The organism is Aeromonas sp. FL131 (genome assembly GCF_049860615.1).
Classification (GTDB): Bacteria; Pseudomonadota; Gammaproteobacteria; order Enterobacterales; family Aeromonadaceae; genus Aeromonas; species Aeromonas hydrophila.
In genome coordinates, this window is sequence record NZ_CP187595.1 from 3332159 (window position 1) to 3350021 (window position 17863).

Consider the following 17863-nt stretch of genomic DNA (forward strand, 5'->3'; position numbering starts at 1 on the left):
TTTATTCCTTCCACAATTGGCTAGAATATCCCGTTTTTAAATCACATCGACCCCGAGAGTTTTCACGATGTTTGAAGTCAATCCTGTATTAAACAAGCTTAAGGAGCTGTCTGAGAGGACCGAGCTGCTTAGGGGGTACCTTTGACTATGACGCCAAGAAAGAGCGTCTAGAAGAGGTCAACGCCGAGCTGGAACAGCCGGACGTCTGGAATGAACCCGAGCGCGCACAGGCGCTGGGCAAGGAGCGCGTGGCGCTGGAAAACGTGGTCGGCACCATCGACACCCTGACCCAGGGCGCCGACGACGTGGCCATGCTGGTCGAGCTGGCCGTGGAAGGTGAAGACGAAGACACCTTCAACGAAGCCGTGGCCGAAGCCGACGTGCTGGAAACCAAGCTGGTGGATCTCGAGTTCCGCCGCATGTTCTCCGGTCAGCACGACCCCTCCGACTGCTACATCGACATCCAGTCCGGCTCCGGTGGTACCGAAGCGCAGGATTGGGCCAACATGGTCCTGCGCATGTACCTGCGCTGGGGCGATGCCCACGGCTACAAGCCCGAGCTCATCGAATGCTCCGAAGGCGACGTGGCCGGCATCAAGTCCGCCACCATCAAGTTCACCGGTGAGTATGCCTTCGGCTGGCTGCGTACCGAGACCGGCGTCCACCGCCTGGTGCGCAAATCCCCGTTCGATTCCGGTGGCCGTCGCCACACCTCGTTCTGCTCGGTGTTCGTCTACCCCGAGATCGACGATGACATCGACATCGAGATCAACCCGGCCGACCTGCGTATCGACGTCTACCGTGCCTCCGGCGCCGGTGGTCAGCACGTCAACCGGACCGAATCCGCGGTACGTATTACCCACATTCCTACTGGGGTCGTGGTACAGTGCCAGAACGATCGTTCCCAGCACAAAAACAAAGATCAGTGTATGAAGCAGCTGAAAGCCAAGCTCTACGAGCTGGAGATTCAGAAGCAGAATGCCGAGAAGCAAGCCCTCGAAGAGACCAAGTCCGATATCGGCTGGGGCAGCCAGATCCGTTCCTATGTGCTGGATGATGCGCGCATCAAGGATCTACGTACCGGCGTCGAAACCCGCAACACCCAGGCGGTACTCGACGGCGACTTGGACAAGTTTATCGAAGCTAGCCTGAAATCAGGCCTGTAAAAAAACAGAACAGCAGGAATCACCATGTCTGAACAAACCACTACTCCGGAAGTCGACCAAACTCTCGATCTGAACAACGAGATGCAGGAGCGTCGTTCCAAGCTGGCCGCCTTGCGCGCCCAGGGCAACCCCTTCCCCAACGACTTCCGTCGTGACAGCCTCTCCGGCGATCTGCACGCCGAGTTTGGTGACAAGAGCGCCGACGAACTGGCCGCACTGGGTAAACGGGTGAAGATTGCCGGTCGCATCATGACCCGCCGGATCATGGGCAAGGCATCTTTCGCCACCCTGCAGGACATGGCTGGCAAGATCCAGGTCTACGTCACCCGTGACGACCTGCCGGAAGGCTTCTACAACGAGCAGTTCAAGAAGTGGGATCTGGGCGACATCGTGGGTGTCGAAGGTACCCTGTTCCGCACCAACACAGGCGAACTCTCCGTTCATGTCTCCGACATTCGCCTGCTGACCAAGGCCCTGCGCCCGCTGCCCGAGAAGCACAAAGGTCTGACCGACCAGGAAGCCCGCTGCCGTCAGCGTTACCTGGATCTGATCGCCAACGAAGAGTCCCGCAAGACCTTCGTGACCCGTACCAAGGTCGTGGCCGGTATCCGCAAGTTCCTGAACGACAAGCGCTTCATGGAAGTGGAAACCCCCATGATGCAGGTCATCCCGGGTGGCGCCTCTGCCCGTCCGTTCATCACCCACCACAATGCGCTGGACATCGACATGTACCTGCGTATTGCTCCGGAACTCTATCTGAAGCGTCTGGTGGTCGGTGGTTTCGAGCGTGTGTACGAGATCAACCGCAACTTCCGTAACGAAGGTATCTCTGTTCGCCATAACCCCGAGTTCACCATGCTCGAGTTCTATATGGCCTACGCCGACTACATCGATCTGATGGATCTCACCGAAGAGATGCTGCGCACCCTGGCGCAAGACATCCTGGGCGACACCAAGATCCGTTACGCCAAAGAGGGCGAAGAGGGCCTGACCATCGATTTCGGTCAGCCGTTCCAGCGTCTCTCCATGGTTGACTCCATCCTGAAGTACAACCCGGATGTGACCCGTGACGATCTGGCGACCCTGGAGAAGGCCACCGCCGTCGCCAAACGCCTGCACATCGAGCTGATGAAGAGCTGGGAACTGGGCCACGTGATCACCGCGATCTTCGAAGAGACCGTGGAACACATGCTGCTGCAACCGACCTTCATCACCGAGTACCCGGCCGCCGTTTCCCCGCTGGCCCGTCGCAACGACCAGAACCCGGACGTCACCGACCGCTTCGAATTCTTCATCGGCGGCCGCGAGCTGGCCAACGGCTTCTCCGAGCTGAACGATGCGGAAGATCAGGCCGAACGCTTCCAGGCTCAGGTTGACCAGAAAGCCGCAGGCGATGACGAAGCCATGTTCTACGACGCCGACTTCGTGACCGCGCTGGAACACGGTCTGCCGCCGACTGCCGGTCAGGGTATCGGTATCGACCGTCTGGTGATGCTGTTCACCAACAGCCACACCATCCGCGACGTCATCCTGTTCCCGGCCTTGCGTCCACAAAAGTAAGAGCCGAAGAAACAGGGCCGCAGCTGCACAGCTGCCGTCCATGACAATCAAAACGCCCTGCAACCGCGGGGCGTTTTTTATGGTGGGCACAAGCCGGTGACGAACCTTCAAGACGCCGCCAGCTTGCCGCTTATGAGGCCACTGACAGCAGCCACTCCCCCTGCCACAAGGTGACGGCCTGACCCGCCATCAGCACCTGATTCTCCTGCAGTGCTAGTCGCAGCTCGCCACCGCGGGCCGAGATCTGACGGGCCCGCAGTTGCCGTTTGCCGAGCCGCTCGGCCCAGAAGGGCACCAGGGCGCAGTGGTTGGAGCCGGTCACCGGATCCTCTTCCACCCCGACCCAGGGGGCGAAGTAGCGGGAGACGAAGTCATGGTCCGGGTCGCTCGAGGGCGCCGTCACCATCAGGCCGCGACCGGGCAGCGCACGCAGAGCGTGAAAATCTGGGGTGAGCGCACGAACCTCCTCCTCGCTGGCCAGCGCCAGCAAGAACTTGGCGCCGGCCGCCAGGATTTGCAGCGGCTGGCAACCAACCGCCGCCGCATAGGCCGGATCCAGCTCGAGCGGCGCCGGGGCAATGCGCGGGAAATCAAGCCAGATCCACTCCCCTTCGCGCCGGGCCAGCAGCTCGCCGCTGCGGGTCTCGAAGTGGATAACCTCATCCTCTGCCACCGCCCCCGTCTGCCACAGTACGTGTGCCGCCGCTAGGGTGCCGTGACCACAGAGATCCACTTCCAGCTCGGGAGTGAACCAGCGCAACTGGTAGCGGGCATGGCCAAGGGGCACCAGAAAGGCAGTCTCCGACAGGTTGAACTCGGCCGCCATGGCCAGCAGGGTGACATCCGGCTGGCTCGGCCCCAGCGCCACTACCGCCGGGTTGCCGCCAAAGGGCTGCCGGCTGAAGGCATTGACATGAAACAAGCTGATGGTCGACATTCACGCTTCCTGTGTGGGTAATACGGGTTCATTCATCGCCCTTTATACCATGAGAGTCCTGTCGACCTGAGTCGCTTTGCGCCCCTCTCCATCACCGTTTTAATGCAGTAATAGAATAAAAAAGACATTTTTATTCTTTGTTGTTATCCATCACACCCCTTAACCTGACCAAAAATCAGACCATGGAAGACGTGTGTGATGCAATTGAAGGACTCCCTGACCAACCTGACTCCCCTCTCCGACGAGCAGCAGCGACAGCTGAGTCAGGCGCTATCGACCCTCAACACCCAGCAACTGGCCTGGGTCAGCGGTTATCTCTACGGTCTCTCCCAGGCAGGCAGCCAGCCTGCCGTGACCGGCGCAGCCGCTACTGCCCCCAGCGGCAATCTGACCATTCTCTACGGCTCCCAGACCGGCAACGCCAAGGGCGTGGCCAGCGCCATCAAGGCGCAGGCCGAGGCCCGTGGCCTGCCGGTGACCCTCACCTCCATGGCGGACTACAAACCCAAGCAGCTCAAGAAAGAGACCCATCTGCTGGTGGTAGTGAGCACTTACGGGGAGGGTGAACCGCCGGAGAGCGCAGTCGATCTGTTCGAGCAGCTCAAGAAGGGCAAGGTCGGCAAGCTGGAAGGGCTCAAGTTCGCCGTGCTGGGGCTGGGTGACAGCTCCTATGAATTCTTCTGCCAGACCGGCAAGGACTTTGACAGCCTGCTGACCAAGGCCGGCGCCGATCGGGTGCATGAACTCGCCAGCCTGGACGTGGATTATCAGGATGCCGCCAAGGCGTGGGGTGAACAGGCGCTCAATGCCATCGCCGCCACCCTCTCCGCCGGTCCCGCCGGCAGCAGCGTGGCCAGTGCGGTACAGCAGGCGGTCGGCCACAGCCAGTACAGCAAGGAGAACCCCTTCCCGGCCAGACTCTCGGTCAATCAGAAGATCACCGGCCGCGACTCGACCAAGGATATCCGCCACATCGAGATCAGCCTTGAAGAGTCCGGCCTCCGCTACCAGCCGGGCGATGCCCTCGGCATCTGGTTTGACAACGACCCCGCACTGGTGAACGAGATACTGGCGCTGGCCGGTCTCTCCGGCGACGAGGCCACCGCCCGCGGCAGCCTGCGTGAAGTGCTCAGCCGCGAGCTGGAGCTGACCCGCTTGCACGGCGGCTTCATCACCGGTCTTGCCGAGATCTCGGGCAACGCGGCGCTCAAAGATCTGGCTGGCGACAAGGCCCAGGTCAACGCGCTGGTGGCCTCTGCCCAGGTGGTGGATGTACTGAAACGCTTCCCGACCGCGCTCACTGCCGAACAGCTGCTGGGCCTGCTGCGCCCGCTCACCCCGCGCCTCTACTCCATCGCCTCCAGCCAGAGCGAGGTGGAAGAGGAGGTGCACCTGACCGTCGGCGTGGTGCGCTACCCGCAGGAAGATGGCACGGTGCGCAGCGGCGCCGCCTCCTCCTACCTGGCGGACAGGCTGGCCGAAGATGCCGAGGTACGGGTATTCGTCGAGCACAACGACAACTTCCGCCTGCCGTCAAACCCCGACACCCCCGTCATCATGGTGGGCCCGGGTACCGGCATAGCCCCGTTTCGCGCCTTCCTGCAGGAGCGCGAGGCCCAGGGGGCCGAAGGCAACAACTGGCTGTTCTTCGGCAACCCGCACTTCACCCAGGATTTCCTCTATCAGGTGGAGTGGCAGCGTTATGTAAAGAGCGGGCTGCTCAGCAAGATCTCGCTGGCCTTCAGCCGGGATCAGGCCGAGAAGGTCTACGTACAGCACCGCCTGCGGGAAGCGGGCCAGGAGCTCTACCAGTGGCTGGAAGCAGGCGCTCACTTCTATGTGTGCGGCGATGCCAACCAGATGGCGAAAGATGTGCAGGAAGCCCTGCTGGATGTGATTGCGGAACATGGCCACAAGAGCCGTGAGGAAGCAGAAGAGTATTTGAGCGAATTGCGTCGTGCCAAACGTTATCAAAGGGATGTCTATTGATGAGCAAACAAGTGATTCCGGGACCGGTGGAAGGACCGCTGGCCGACAACGAACGTCTGAAACGCGAGAGCGATCACCTGCGCGGCACCATAGCGCAGGATCTCACAGATCCGCTCACCGGCGGCTTCAACGGCGACAACTTCCAGCTGATCCGCTTTCACGGCATGTACCAGCAGGATGACCGCGACATCCGTCCGGAGCGCACCGCCCAGAAGCTGGAGCCGCTGCACAACGTCATGCTGCGCGCCCGCCTGCCCGGCGGCATCATCACCCCGGCCCAGTGGCAGGTGATCGACAAGTTCGCCGAGGATCACAGCCTGTACGGCAGCATCCGCCTGACTACCCGCCAGACCTTCCAGTTCCACGGGGTGCTCAAGCGCGACATCAAGATGATGCACCAGACCCTCAACAGCACCGGCATCGACAGCATAGCCACCGCTGGCGACGTGAACCGCAACGTGCTCTGCACCAGCAACCCGGTGGAGTCCGAGCTGCATCAGGAGGCCTACGAGTGGGCCAAGAAGATCTCCGAGCACCTGCTGCCCAAGACCCGCGCCTACGTGGAGATCTGGCTGGACGGCGAGAAGCTGGGGGGTGACGAAGAGCCGATCCTGGGTTCCAACTACCTGCCGCGCAAGTTCAAGACCACTGTGGTGATCCCGCCCCACAACGACGTGGACATCCACGCCAACGATCTCAACTTCGTGGCCATCAGTGATCACGGCAAGCTGGTGGGCTTCAACGTGCTGGTGGGCGGGGGTCTGGCCATGACCCACGGCGACACCAGCACTTACCCGCGCAAGGCGAGCGATTTCGGCTTCGTGCCGCTCTCCCACGTGCTGGAAGTGGCGGCCGCCGTGGTCAGCACCCAGCGTGACTGGGGCAACCGGGTCAACCGCAAGAACGCCAAGACCAAGTACACCCTCGAGCGCGTCGGCGTCGAGGCCTTCAAGGCCGAGGTGGAGAGCCGCGCCGGCATCCCATTCGGGCCGGTACGCCCCTATGAGTTCACCAGCCGTGGCGATCGCTTCGGTTGGGTTGAGGGGATCGACGGCAAACACCACCTCACCCTGTTTATCGAGAGCGGCCGTCTGCTGGACTTCCCAGGCAAGCCCCTCAAGACCGGCATGCTGGAAATTGCCAAGGTGCACCAGGGGGATTTCCGTCTCACCGCCAACCAGAACCTGATCATCGCAGGCGTACCTGCCGGCGAGAAGGCCCGCATCGAAGCGCTGGCACGCCAGTACGGCCTGCTGGATGACGGCGTGAGCGAACAGCGCAAGCAGTCCATGGCCTGCGTGGCCCTGCCCACCTGCCCGCTAGCGATGGCCGAGGCCGAGCGCATGCTGCCCGCTTTCGTCACCGACATCGAGGGGCTGCTGGCCAAGCACGGCCTGGCCGATGACGCCATCATCTTCCGGGTCACCGGCTGCCCCAACGGCTGCGGCCGCGCCATGCTGGCGGAGGTGGGTCTGGTGGGCAAGGCGCCGGGACGCTACAACCTGCACCTGGGTGGCAACCTCGAGGGAACCCGCATCCCGCGCCTGCACCTGGAGAACATCACCGAGCCGCAGATCCTGGCCGAGCTAGATGCCCTGATCGGCCGCTGGGCCAAGGATCGCACCGCGGGCGAGTGCTTCGGCGACTTCGTCATCCGCGCCGGCATCATAGCCCCGGTCATCGACTCCGCGAAGGACTTCTATGCAGCCTGATCAGACCGATACAGAGCGGCTGGCGCGCACCGCCGACGGCCGGCTCGACCTCGACGCCCTGCTGGCCTTGAGTCGCGAGGAGCAGGTCGAGGCGCTGGCCCCCCTCAACCGGCAGCTGGATGCCATGGGCGCCCCCGAGCGGGTGCGCTGGGCGCTGGCCAACCTGCCGGGGGAGCACGTGCTGTCATCGAGCTTCGGCATCCAGGCGGCGCTGATGCTGCACCTGATGAGCCGCGAGCGGGCCGACGTGCCGGTAGTGCTGACCGATACCGGTTATCTGTTCCCCGAGACCTACCGCTTCATCGACGAGCTGACCGAGCGGCTCGCCCTCAACCTCAAAATCTACCGGGCCGAGCTCAGTCCGGCCTGGCAGGAGGCCCGCTTCGGCCTCCTGTGGGAGCAGGGGGTAGAGGGGATCACCCGCTACAACCAGCTCAACAAGGTAGAGCCGATGGACCGCGCCCTGAACGAGCTGGGTGCCCGCACCTGGTTCTCGGGCCTGCGCCGGGAGCAATCCGGCAGCCGGGGCAAGCTGCCGGTGCTGGCCATCCAGCGCGGCCGCTTCAAGTTCCTGCCGGTGATCGACTGGAGCAACAAGGACGTCTTCTACTACTTCAAGGAGTTCGACCTGCCCTACCACCCGCTGTGGGAGCAGGGCTACCTGTCGGTGGGCGACGTGCACACCACCACCAAGTGGGAGCCCGGCATGAGCGAGGAGCAGACCCGCTTCTTCGGCCTCAAGCGCGAATGCGGCCTGCACGAGGAGAACGGCGAGAACGACGGCTCCGGCATCTGAGCCAGAGGGTCCACCCGCACGGCCTCCATAAAAAACGCCCGGCAACTGCCGGGCGTTTTAATTTTCGCAAAAGGGTGGCATTCCACCCCTCATTACTTGGCGGCGGCGCGCGCCTGGGTCAGCCAGTCGTTCACCAGCGCCTCGTGGCCCTTGAGCCAGGCGTCGGCGTGACGCTCCACGTCCGCCGGCTTGTTCTGCCCCTTGTTCATCAGGCCGTTCTGGACGTTGATGTCATTGAGCGGCAGCTTGACGATGGAGAACAGCCTGGCGGCTGCCGGGTTGGCCTCGGCGAACTGCTTGTTGGCGACGATGTGCATGGTGTTGACCGGGAAGCCGTAGTTCTTGCCGTTCGGCAGCCGGGTCTTGGCCGCATCAGGGCCGTCGGCGGGCACCTCCAGCCACACCACGTCCTTGCCCGGCACCAGCTCGCTGCTGAGCCAGTAGGGGGTCCAGGTGTAGTAGAGCACCGGCTTGCCGGCCTGGTAACGGGCACGGGTGTCCGCGATCAGCGCCGCGTAGTTGCCCTGCTTGTGGGTGACTGTCGGGGTCAGGCCAAAGCCGGCCAGATGACGGTTGATCGCCTCTTCGCAGCCCCAGCCCGGGTTGCAGCCCACCAGATCGGCCTTGCCGTCGCCATCGCCGTCAAACAGCGCCGCCAGCTTGGGATCCTTGAGCTGACCCAGGTTGGTGATGCCGTAGCGGGTCGCAGTCTGCTTGTCGATGAGATAGCCCTGGGCGGCCCCGGCCACATAGGTGCCCTCACGGAAGAACACCTTGTCGCCCCCCGCCTGCTCATATTTGTTGTTCTGCAGCGGGATCCAGTTGAAAGCGAGGAAGGTGCCATCCCCCTGCGCCACCGAGGCGTAGGCCACGTTGTAATCCACCTCCTGGGCCGGCTGGACGTCATAGCCGAGGCGCGCCATCAGCTTGCTGACCAGCAGGGTCTGAAAGCTCTCCTCCGGCAACGAGCTCTGCAGGGGCTGGACACGCACGCCCTCCCCCGGCAGCTCGGTGCTGGCCATGGCGAGCGGGCCGAGCAGTTGGGAGCTCAACAGCAGGGACCCCAGGGTCAGCGTCTTGGTGATGAGTCTCATGCATTTACTCCTTTGTAATCGATAGACTTGTCGCGGCCGAGCAGGCGCAGCAGCAGGGCGGCGGGGCCGCGTTGATACCAGCGGCCGGTACGGCTGCGATCCGGCTGTCCCATGGCCTGGGTCAGGCGGTCGAGCACGATGGCCAGCAGCACGATGCCGAGGCCGCCGATGGAGGCGAGCCCCATGTCGAGCCGGCCAATGCCGCGCAGCACCATCTGGCCGAGGCCCCCCACCGCGATCATGGAGGCGATCACCACCATGGAGAGCGCCAGCATCAGGGTCTGGTTGACCCCGGCCATGATGGTGGGCATGGCGAGCGGCAGCTGTACCTTGAACAGCAGCTGGGAGGGGCTGGCGCCGAACGAGTGGGCCGCCTCCACCAGATCGGCGGGCACCTGGCGAATGCCCAGCATGGTCAGTCGGATCATCGGCGGCAACGCGAAGATGACGGTCACCACCACCCCGGGCACGTTGCCGATGCCAAACAGCATGACGATGGGGATGAGGTAGACGAAGGCCGGCGTGGTCTGCATCGCATCCAGCAGCGGCCGGGTCCAGCGCGACAGTCGCTCGCTCCTCGCCAGCAGGATGCCGACCGGCAGCCCGATCAGCACGCAGAAGAACAGCGAGGTCAGCACCAGCGACAGGGTCACCATGGCATCGGACCAGGCGCCGATCAGCCCCACCACCACTAGCGAGAACAGGGTTCCCAGCGCCATGCGACCGTTCACCAGTTGCCAGGCGATCAGGGTCAGCAGGCCGATCATCAGGGTGGAGGGCACCGTCTGCAGCAGATGGGTCATGCCGCCCAGCGCCAGCTCCACCGGCGCACGGATCAGCTGAAACACGGGACGCAGGTTGTCCACCAGCCAGCCGATACCGCCCTCGACCCAGCTATCCAGCGGCACCAGCGCCTGCTGGAAGGGGTCCAGCCAGTCGACGGCGGCAGTGGTGTCGACCGCCTCGATCTGGTTCTGCCAGTCGGTCGCCTCAGTGTCGGTACTACCCCAGGGATCGGCAACCTCGGTGGCGGCCGCACTGGCCCCCCAGGGGTCGGCTGCAGCCTCGTCCGCACGCAGGGAGGGGCTCGCCAGCAGCACCAGGGCCAGCAGCCCGCTCAGTAAAAAATGGGGATTCATCCGCTTCATGCCGGGGTACTCCTGTCCAGGGTGTTCAGCAGGTTGGCCTTGGAGATGAGGCCCAGGTAAGTGCCATCCTCCTCGACCACGGGCACCTGACAGGGGGCGGCCGCCACCTGGCTGATCAGTTCGTTGAGGGCGGTGTCCGCCAGAATGGGCTGGATGTCTGCCAGCAGCGCCTGCTCCAGGCTGCCTTTGGCCCTGACCGCCTGACCGAGCGACTCCACCGAGACGACCCCGATGAAGCGACGCCGGCGATCCACCACGTAACCGAACTCCCGCTCCTGCTCCTTGAGCTGGCGCAGGGCGTTACCCGGCCCGTCGGTGGTGTGCTTCTTGATGAGCGGCATCTGCTTGCGGCTGGCCACATCGCGCGCGCTGAACACGTTGGCCAGATCCACCCCGCGAAAGAAGGCGCGCACATAGTCGTTGGCGGGCTGGTTGAGGATCTCGTCCGGGGTACCAACCTGCACCAGCTGGCCGTCCTGCATGATGGCGATGCGATCGCCGATGCGCATCGCCTCGTCCAGATCGTGGGAGATAAAGACGATGGTGCGCTGCTGGCTGGCCTGCAGCTTGAGCAGCTCGTCCTGCATCTCGGTGCGGATCAGCGGATCCAGCGCGGAGAAAGCCTCGTCCATCAGCAGGATGTCGGGGTCGTTGGCCAGTGCCCGGGCCAGGCCGACCCGCTGCTTCATACCGCCGGAGAGGGCATCGGGGAAGGCATCAGTCCACTGACCCAAACCCACCTGATGGAGCGCCTGACGGGCGTTCTGCTGGCGCTCCGCCAGCGGCACACCGGCCAGCTCCAGCCCGAAGGCGGTGTTTTCCAGCACGCTCAGGTGCGGCATCAGGGCGAAGGACTGGAATACCATGCTGATCTTCTTGCGCCGTACCTGACGCAGCTCGCTGTCGGAAATGGCGGCGATGTCCTCGCCATCGATCAGCACCTGGCCGCGGGTCGGCTCGATCAGCCGGTTGAAGAGACGCACTAGGGTAGATTTGCCCGAGCCGGAGAGGCCCATCACCACGAAGATCTCCCCTTCGTCGATGGCCAGATTGACATCCTGGACCCCCAGAGTCTGCCCGGTTTTTTGCAGGATACTGGCGCGGTCATGCCCTTTCGCCAGCAATTTGAACGCTTTTTCCGGCTGATCGCCGAAGATTTTGTAGAGTGATTTAACCTCGAGTTTGACTGTCATATTGTCCTTTTTTCTTGGCCGACGACTTGCCTGGCAAACCGTCGAACGTGAGCCAATTACTTTTAACACTAAGTAATTTTCAGCCAAAACAAAAGAACCAAAAGAGTCCAAACAAAAAGATAAAATCATAATTCATTGATTTTTAAGGGTTATTTAACACCATAAAAATTCATCAAAAGATGGTAAAAGACCCTGTATCAAGCCATGAAATGCAAATGAATTCAATCTAAACACCTGAACGATTGAGAAATAAAGCCGGGAAAAGGCCAAGAATATGCGCCAAACAAGGAAGGCACCTCGCGCATCTGACAATGGCAAAAAATAATTAGATGGCTAATGATTTTTTAGGTCCACTTTAGGGAGAAAAACAGACAGGGCGCAGGTCAATCGATACCCTGACCAACGGCTCCATTCATCCCTCGCGCGGCAGCTAAGGGCAACAAAAAGGCCCCTTGTGCAACACAAGGGGCCTTTTATCTGCCAGAGCGGTAACGTCGCCCGTCAGCGCCGCTGCCAGGTCTCGAAACAGTAGGAGTGGGGGTTCTTCTCGTCGGGCTGATGTGACTCACGCTCGATGCAGGACCAGTCGCCCTCGTCGAAGGCCGGGAAACGGGTATCCCCCTCCACCGCCAGATCGATGCGGGTCAGATAGAGTCTGTCGGCCCGTGGCAGCAGCTGACCGTAGAGATGACCGCCCCCGATCACCATCAGCTCGGCCACGTCGCTGCCGGCCAGCAACGCCAGCGCCGCCTCCACCGAATCGATGACCTCCACGCCGTCGGCCCGGTAGTCGGGGTTGCGGCTGATCACCAGATTGCGGCGGCCAGGCAGCGGCCGTCCGATGGATTCAAAGGTCTTGCGCCCCATCAGCACCGGCTTGCCCAGGGTCACCCGCTTGAAGTGGGCCAGATCCGCCGGCAAGTGCCAGGGCATCTGGTTGTCCAGCCCTATCACCCGATCGTGGGCCATGGCGGCAATCATGGAAATCATCATGGGGTCAACCTCTCGAACCGTCGGTCAGATAATGGGGCGGTTACGGTACACGACCAGAGAGGGGATCGCCAAACCGAAACTCAGGGCCCCCACGATAAACAGCGCCTTGAGGCCGTTTTCCACCGCGCTCTGGATAAGCTCCATGGTCACCCCGGAGATATTGAGCTCTACCACCGCGATCATCGCCTTGAACGCATAGCTGCCCGGGATCATGGGGATGATGGAGGCAACGCTGAACACCGGGCGCGGTGCCAGCAGCCGGCGCGACCAGTAGACGCAGACAAAGCCGACCGTGGTCGCCGCCGCCAGGGTGGCCCACTCGATGGGCATGCCCTGATGGATCAGCAGGGTGCGCAGGCTGTGAGCCAGCGCGCCGCCCATGGCGCAGTACTTCAACATCCGTGGCGGCACGTTGAACAGCATGGCAAACCCCACCGCCGGAATGGCCGACCAGAAGGCATCCTTGGCCAGCAGCCAGATGAAATCCATCATACCTTCCACCCCCAGATGCCGGTCACCGACATGGCGAGAATAATTCCTATCGCCGCGCTGATGGTCAGCAGGGTCGCCGTGCCCCAGCGGGCCAGCCCCATGTTGAAGTAACCCTTCACCATGTCGGAGACCGCGTTGATGAGCGGAAAGCCCGGCACCAGCAGCAGTACACTGGCCGCCATGGCGAGATAGGGCTGCGCCCCCCAGTTGAAGAAGGTGGCGCTGGAGGCGAGCAGGGTGGCAATGAAACCGGTGGCGGCAAAGTTGATGAGGGGGCTGTGGTGATGGCGGGCGATCAGCTGACGCACCCGCATGGCGACCGAGGCCGAGAAGCAGGTTACCAGGAAGATGGGCCAGTCACCGCCAAACAGCAGGCTGAAGGCGCCGCAGGAGAGTCCCACCATGGGCACCACCAGCCAGGGATGATAGTGAAACGGCACTATGGCATCGAGCCGCTGACGCACTTCCCGCGCCCCGATCAGCTCCTTCTCCGCCATGATGCAGATGCGCTGGATCTCGCACACCACCTGCATGTTGATGCCATGCTCGCGCACCCGCCGGGTGGTGGTGACACAACTGCCCTGATAGAGGCTGGTGAGCACGATGGCGCTGGAGGAGATGGCCATCTCGACGCTCTCCAGCCCGAGCGCCATGCCGAGCCGGACCGTGGTCTGCTCGATTATGCGACTCTCGGCGCCGAACTGGGCCAGCATCTGGCCCACCTTGACGATAATGCGGGTGATTTCCGTCTGCTGCTCCCGCGACAGCACCCGTCTTGGTGTGATACTTCTCATAATCCCTTCGAGTCGTAGCAAATTAAAAAAGTCTCGCCATATTAGCCTAACAATCGGCGCCATACATCTACACATATCACGCCAATAACCAAACTCAAATAAAATAAAAGGCGACACAAAAATACATCAAATGGATTACAAATCACGCCAAACTGTTCAACGTTCGTCAGCCGGCCTCACCCGGCAACTGCGCAGAATAACGGGAATATATTTCAATAATCACTCTGGAATAATATTATTTTTTCTTGCGGTAATAATCGCTGAAATAGAGGACATTGTCCTCCTTATATTCCGGCAGTGGTTCAGCGTAATCAGGACTATTGAGATGAACCATTTCACAACGCATGGAATAAAAGGAGTCGTGCATCATGGCGGCAATCCGGATGCAGCTGTCCAGGTTGTTTTTGGCCAGCTGACGCTGACAGTCGATGCGAAATTGCAGACCGCGCAGACGCATTTGCTGCTGCGGGCTGACCCGGTCGATCAGCCCCTCAATCTGCTGCTGCAGCAACTCGTCGAGCCGCTCGGGCTCCGCCACCGCCAACCGTTTCAAGGTATCAAAATCAGGCAACTCCATATGCCCTCCCGCGGCCAGCCGCTGCATGGTGATACTCAAACAACAACAATCGGTTCATATTTTCACCAATCGCATATGGAGTTATATAAGCCGAACCCCGCCGCGGTTCAATCTGCCCAGCCCGCTTTCCCCTCCTCTTGCGCCAAAAGATGACGGCACGGCGGGACCTCTGGCGGGTTATTCGTTATGGATCAACCGATTATTCCTGAATATCAATGGTGGGTTCGTTTATACATTTTTGGCACGGCAATATGCCGATGTTATGTCTTATTGAAAGGAGGCTGCCAATATGGTTTGCCATTTGACGCTCGCCTTCGCGCCACCATCCGGCTGGTTTAACATATCTTGCTGATTATGTTATTTTATTTGCCACTTATAGCGGCAACCAAGAGCAGACCATGAGCAAGGCAAGAATCGGTATCGTCACCGTCAGCGATCGCGCCAGTGCAGGCATCTATGAAGACCTGTCCGGCAAGGCCATCATCGACACGCTGAACGCATATTTGACCTCGGCGTGGGAGCCCGTCTATCAGGTGATCCCAGATGAACAGGAGCTGATCGAAGCGACCCTGATCCGGCTGGCGGACCAGGAGCAGTGCAGCCTCATCGTCACCACCGGCGGCACCGGGCCGGCCAAGCGGGACGTCACCCCGGAGGCCACCGAGGCGGTGTGCGATCGGATGATGCCGGGCTTTGGCGAGCTGATGCGGGCCGAATCCCTCAAGTTTGTGCCGACCGCCATCCTGTCGCGCCAGACTGCCGGCTTGCGCGGCAGCTCGCTCATCGTCAACCTGCCGGGCAAGCCCAAGTCGATCCGCGAGTGCCTGGATGCGGTCTTCCCCGCCATCCCCTACTGCATCGATTTGATGGAAGGCCCCTATCTCGAGTGCGACGAGACCGTCATCAAGCCGTTTCGTCCGAAGAAATAAAAGCTGGGCGGGGATTTGCCCCGCCCTTTGCTTATTTGCGGCCGTATACCTTGACCCCGGCCTTGCTCCCTTCCGAATTGCCGTACACCTCGATCCGCTTGATGCAGAGCCGGCTGCCGAGGGATTTCCACCCCGACTCCTGATCCTCTTTCAGATCCTTGTCGAAATAGAGGGTCTTGCTGCGATCATTGCCATAAAACACCTTGACCCGCTCCAGGGTCAATTCCCGCCCTGCCTTGACCATGATGGATTTGGTCGGCCGGCAGGCGAGCATGGGAATGATGGCGGGATGATCGCCGACCCCGAGCAGAATGGTCTTGCCCAGCCGAAATTCATCATCGGCCATGGCGGGGGCGGCCAGCGCCCACAACAAGCCGGATAACAGAACGCCCTGCAGAACGCGCAGCCGCGCGGCGGCACAAGAAAAACCAGATAACAAAGACATGATGCCTCCCGAAAAAAACGGGGGACATATTAATTCATCAAGGCTAAACCCAGCCTGTACCGGCGCCCTGCCAGGCAGGGCACCGATACTCAGGACCAGCGTTTGAAGATGAGGGAGGTGTTGATGCCGCCGAAGGCGAAGTTGTTGGACATCAGGTACTCCACCGCCAGCGTGCGGCCGCTGCCCACCACGTGATCGAGCGGGGCGCAGGCCGGGTCCGGCTCGGTCAGGTTGATGGTGGGGGCAAACCACCCCTCCTGCATCATCTCGAGCGCCAGCCAGGCCTCGATGGCACCGCAGGCCCCCAGGGTGTGGCCGAAGTAGCTCTTGAGCGACGAGATGGGGGTACGGTCACCGAAGATGGCGGCGGTGGCGTGGCTCTCGGCGATGTCACCGCGCTCGGTGGCGGTGCCGTGGGCGCTGATGTAGCCGATGTCGGCGGCCGTGAGCCCGGCCTGGGCCAGCGCCATCTCCATGCAGAGCTGCATGGTCTCCTGCTGGGGCTGGGTCACGTGGGCAGCATCGCAGTTGGTGGCAAAGCCCACCAGCTCGGCGAGGATGGTGGCGCCGCGCGCCTGCGCATGTTCCAGCTCCTCCAGCACCAGGGTACCGGCCCCCTCGCCTATCACCAGCCCGTCCCGCTGCCGGTCAAACGGACGCGGTGCCAGTTCGGGGTTGTCGTTCATCTGGCTGGTGGCAAACAGGGTATCGAACACCACGGCCTCCGACGGGCAGAGCTCCTCCGCCCCGCCGGCCACCATCAGGGTCTGGTAGCCGTGCTTGATCGCCTCATAGGCGTAGCCGATGCCCTGGCTGCCGGAGGTGCAGGCGCTGGAGGTGGGGATGACCCGCCCGCGCAGGCCGAAGAACAGCCCGGTGTTGACCGCCGCCGTGTGCGGCATCATCTGCACATAGGTGGTGGCCGTGATGCTGGCGGTGCTCTTGTCGTTGAGCATGACCCCGAAGGCGCGGATGGGGTCCGTGCTGCCGGTGGAAGAGCCATAGGCGATGCCGGTGCGCCCGTCAGTGAGCGCCGGGTTGTCCAGCAGCCCCGCCTGCGCCAGCGCCAGCTCGGTAGCGACGGTCGCCAGCTGGGACACCCGCCCCATGGCGCGGGTCTTCTTGCGCGGATAGTGGGCCGGCAGCGTGAAGTCCGGAATGGGGGCCGCCAGCCGGGTGTTGAGGCCGTCGTAGATGGCCCACTCCGGCATGTTCACCACGGCGTTGCGCCCCGCCTGCAGGCGGGCCCGCACGCTCGGCCAATCCTGCCCGAAGGCGGTCACCCCGGCCATGCCGGTCACCACGACCCGCTTCATACCATGCCTCCGTTGATGGAGATGACCTGGCGCGTGACATAGCCGGCAATGTCGGACATCAGGTAGGAGACCAGCCCGGCCACCTCGTCGGCCTGCCCCATCCGCTTGAGCGGGATCAGCTTCAGCGCCTCCGCCTTCACCTCTTCGTCCACCATGCCGGTGTCGATGAGACCGGGGGCCACGCAGTTGACCGTGATCTTGCGCTTGGCGAGCTCCAGCGCCAGCGCCTTGGTGGCGCCCATGATGCCCGCCTTGGCGGCGCTGTAGTTGACCTGGCCCCGGTTGCCCATCAGCCCGGACACCGAGGAGATGGTCACGATGCGCCCGCCACGGCGCAGGCCGATCATCGGCATGATGCAGGGCTTGAGCAGGTTGTAGAAGCCGTCCAGATTGGTGTGCAGCACCCCGTCCCACTCCTCGTCGGTGAGGGCGGGGAAGGCGCCGTCACGGATGATGCCGGCGTTGCAGACCACGCCGTAATAGGCGCCGTGCTCGGCCATGTCGGCCTCCAGTTGCGCGCGGCAGCCCTGCCGATCGGCGATGTCGAACTGGAGCAGGCGCCCCTGCCCACCGGCCGCCTGCAGGCTGGCCAGGGTGGCTTCGGCCCCGGCCCGATCGCTGTGGTAGTGCACCACGATGGAAAAACCGTCGGCCGCCAGCTTGAGGGAGATGGCGCGGCCTATCCCCTTGCTGGCGCCCGTGACCAATACGCTAGAGATCAT

17 protein-coding genes are annotated in these 17863 nt (G+C 62.3%); 6 read left to right on the forward strand and 11 right to left on the reverse strand.

Translation table 11 applies throughout. The features are described from left to right. The first annotated feature begins 67 nt into the window (after positions 1-67). Together prfB and lysS are read left to right on the forward strand one after the other, a co-directional pair. A protein-coding gene (prfB, locus tag ACPW75_RS15400) for a peptide chain release factor 2 (RefSeq protein ID WP_011707133.1) occupies positions 68-1166 on the forward strand; the annotation gives its coding sequence in 2 pieces (ribosomal slippage) (positions 68-142 and positions 144-1166; 1098 coding nt in all). A 24-nt stretch (positions 1167-1190) separates the two neighbouring features. Then, positions 1191-2726: a lysine--tRNA ligase gene (gene lysS, locus ACPW75_RS15405; protein ID WP_011707134.1), complete on the forward strand. Its 1536-nt coding sequence runs from the start codon at positions 1191-1193 to the stop codon at positions 2724-2726. A gap of 130 nt (positions 2727-2856) precedes the next feature. Here the strand turns inward: lysS and ACPW75_RS15410 are convergent, their stop codons facing one another. Continuing rightward, positions 2857-3663 carry a PhzF family phenazine biosynthesis protein gene (locus tag ACPW75_RS15410; protein WP_077095642.1) on the reverse strand — a complete coding sequence of 269 codons (807 nt, stop codon included), beginning with the start codon at positions 3661-3663 and terminating at the stop codon, positions 2857-2859. A gap of 198 nt (positions 3664-3861) precedes the next feature. Here ACPW75_RS15410 and ACPW75_RS15415 point away from each other — a divergent pair, with 198 nt between their 5' ends. From ACPW75_RS15415 to ACPW75_RS15425, 3 genes are read left to right on the forward strand one after another with little or no spacing between them, the layout of a single operon-like run. Next, positions 3862-5652: an assimilatory sulfite reductase (NADPH) flavoprotein subunit gene (locus ACPW75_RS15415; RefSeq protein ID WP_179101342.1), complete on the forward strand. Its 1791-nt coding sequence runs from the start codon at positions 3862-3864 to the stop codon at positions 5650-5652. After that, a complete protein-coding gene (cysI, locus tag ACPW75_RS15420; RefSeq protein WP_077095644.1) occupies positions 5652-7364 on the forward strand; it encodes an assimilatory sulfite reductase (NADPH) hemoprotein subunit in 1713 nt (570 codons plus the stop codon). Before ACPW75_RS15415 ends, cysI begins: the two co-directional genes overlap by 1 nt. After that, entirely contained in the window at positions 7354-8160 is an 807-nt protein-coding gene (locus tag ACPW75_RS15425; RefSeq protein WP_077095645.1) for a phosphoadenylyl-sulfate reductase, read from the forward strand. Before cysI ends, ACPW75_RS15425 begins: the two co-directional genes overlap by 11 nt. A gap of 92 nt (positions 8161-8252) precedes the next feature. Here the strand turns inward: ACPW75_RS15425 and proX are convergent, their stop codons facing one another. From proX to ACPW75_RS15460, 7 genes are all read right to left on the reverse strand, one after another. Next, the gene (gene proX / locus ACPW75_RS15430; RefSeq protein ID WP_011707139.1) at positions 8253-9254 is read right to left on the reverse strand and encodes a glycine betaine/L-proline ABC transporter substrate-binding protein ProX; all 1002 of its coding nucleotides are present in this window, start codon (positions 9252-9254) and stop codon (positions 8253-8255) included. Then, positions 9251-10402 (reverse strand): glycine betaine/L-proline ABC transporter permease ProW, encoded by a 1152-nt coding sequence (gene proW / locus ACPW75_RS15435; RefSeq protein WP_044800644.1) that lies wholly within the window; start codon positions 10400-10402, stop codon positions 9251-9253. The genes proX and proW overlap by 4 nt, the downstream gene beginning before the upstream one ends. Continuing rightward, positions 10399-11595, reverse strand: a complete 1197-nt coding sequence (proV, locus tag ACPW75_RS15440) for a glycine betaine/L-proline ABC transporter ATP-binding protein ProV (RefSeq protein WP_077095646.1) — start codon at positions 11593-11595, stop codon at positions 10399-10401. The genes proW and proV overlap by 4 nt, the downstream gene beginning before the upstream one ends. A gap of 501 nt (positions 11596-12096) precedes the next feature. Further along, a complete protein-coding gene (folA, locus tag ACPW75_RS15445) occupies positions 12097-12588 on the reverse strand; it encodes a type 3 dihydrofolate reductase (RefSeq protein WP_029299255.1) in 492 nt (163 codons plus the stop codon). Between the two features lie 24 nt (positions 12589-12612). After that, entirely contained in the window at positions 12613-13080 is a 468-nt protein-coding gene (locus ACPW75_RS15450; RefSeq protein WP_011707143.1) for a threonine/serine exporter family protein, read from the reverse strand. Next, positions 13077-13874, reverse strand: coding sequence for a threonine/serine exporter family protein (locus ACPW75_RS15455; protein WP_011707144.1), 798 nt, complete (start codon positions 13872-13874; stop codon positions 13077-13079). The genes ACPW75_RS15450 and ACPW75_RS15455 overlap by 4 nt, the downstream gene beginning before the upstream one ends. Before the next feature lie 235 nt (positions 13875-14109). Beyond that, positions 14110-14451, reverse strand: coding sequence for a DUF3135 domain-containing protein (locus ACPW75_RS15460; protein ID WP_077095647.1), 342 nt, complete (start codon positions 14449-14451; stop codon positions 14110-14112). 398 nt (positions 14452-14849) lie between these two features. Here ACPW75_RS15460 and mog point away from each other — a divergent pair, with 398 nt between their 5' ends. Beyond that, the gene (mog, locus tag ACPW75_RS15465; protein ID WP_077095648.1) at positions 14850-15380 is read left to right on the forward strand and encodes a molybdopterin adenylyltransferase; all 531 of its coding nucleotides are present in this window, start codon (positions 14850-14852) and stop codon (positions 15378-15380) included. 31 nt (positions 15381-15411) lie between these two features. Here the strand turns inward: mog and ACPW75_RS15470 are convergent, their stop codons facing one another. The 3 genes from ACPW75_RS15470 to ACPW75_RS15480 form a co-directional block, all read right to left on the reverse strand. After that, complete coding sequence (locus tag ACPW75_RS15470) at positions 15412-15750, reverse strand: DUF2541 family protein (RefSeq protein ID WP_017409337.1); 339 nt, start codon at positions 15748-15750, stop codon at positions 15412-15414. Between the two features lie 164 nt (positions 15751-15914). After that, on the reverse strand, positions 15915-17141 hold the full coding sequence (locus tag ACPW75_RS15475) for a beta-ketoacyl-ACP synthase (RefSeq protein ID WP_029299249.1): 1227 nt from the start codon (positions 17139-17141) through the stop codon (positions 15915-15917). After that, entirely contained in the window at positions 17138-17863 is a 726-nt protein-coding gene (locus tag ACPW75_RS15480) for a 3-ketoacyl-ACP reductase FabG2 (RefSeq protein ID WP_077095650.1), read from the reverse strand. The genes ACPW75_RS15475 and ACPW75_RS15480 overlap by 4 nt, the downstream gene beginning before the upstream one ends.

Coding starts and splice junctions, on each gene's coding strand:
- lysS (WP_011707134.1), top strand. CDS start 1,191: ATGTCTGAACAAACCACTACTCCGGAAGTCGACCAAACTCTCGATCTG.
- ACPW75_RS15410 (WP_077095642.1), bottom strand. CDS start 3,663: ATGTCGACCATCAGCTTGTTTCATGTCAATGCCTTCAGCCGGCAGCCC.
- ACPW75_RS15415 (WP_179101342.1), top strand. CDS start 3,862: ATGCAATTGAAGGACTCCCTGACCAACCTGACTCCCCTCTCCGACGAG.
- cysI (WP_077095644.1), top strand. CDS start 5,652: ATGAGCAAACAAGTGATTCCGGGACCGGTGGAAGGACCGCTGGCCGAC.
- ACPW75_RS15425 (WP_077095645.1), top strand. CDS start 7,354: ATGCAGCCTGATCAGACCGATACAGAGCGGCTGGCGCGCACCGCCGAC.
- proX (WP_011707139.1), bottom strand. CDS start 9,254: ATGAGACTCATCACCAAGACGCTGACCCTGGGGTCCCTGCTGTTGAGC.
- proW (WP_044800644.1), bottom strand. CDS start 10,402: ATGAAGCGGATGAATCCCCATTTTTTACTGAGCGGGCTGCTGGCCCTG.
- proV (WP_077095646.1), bottom strand. CDS start 11,595: ATGACAGTCAAACTCGAGGTTAAATCACTCTACAAAATCTTCGGCGAT.
- folA (WP_029299255.1), bottom strand. CDS start 12,588: ATGATGATTTCCATGATTGCCGCCATGGCCCACGATCGGGTGATAGGG.
- ACPW75_RS15450 (WP_011707143.1), bottom strand. CDS start 13,080: ATGATGGATTTCATCTGGCTGCTGGCCAAGGATGCCTTCTGGTCGGCC.
- ACPW75_RS15455 (WP_011707144.1), bottom strand. CDS start 13,874: ATGAGAAGTATCACACCAAGACGGGTGCTGTCGCGGGAGCAGCAGACG.
- ACPW75_RS15460 (WP_077095647.1), bottom strand. CDS start 14,451: ATGGAGTTGCCTGATTTTGATACCTTGAAACGGTTGGCGGTGGCGGAG.
- mog (WP_077095648.1), top strand. CDS start 14,850: ATGAGCAAGGCAAGAATCGGTATCGTCACCGTCAGCGATCGCGCCAGT.
- ACPW75_RS15475 (WP_029299249.1), bottom strand. CDS start 17,141: ATGAAGCGGGTCGTGGTGACCGGCATGGCCGGGGTGACCGCCTTCGGG.
- ACPW75_RS15480 (WP_077095650.1), bottom strand. CDS start 17,863: ATGATCTCTAGCGTATTGGTCACGGGCGCCAGCAAGGGGATAGGCCGC.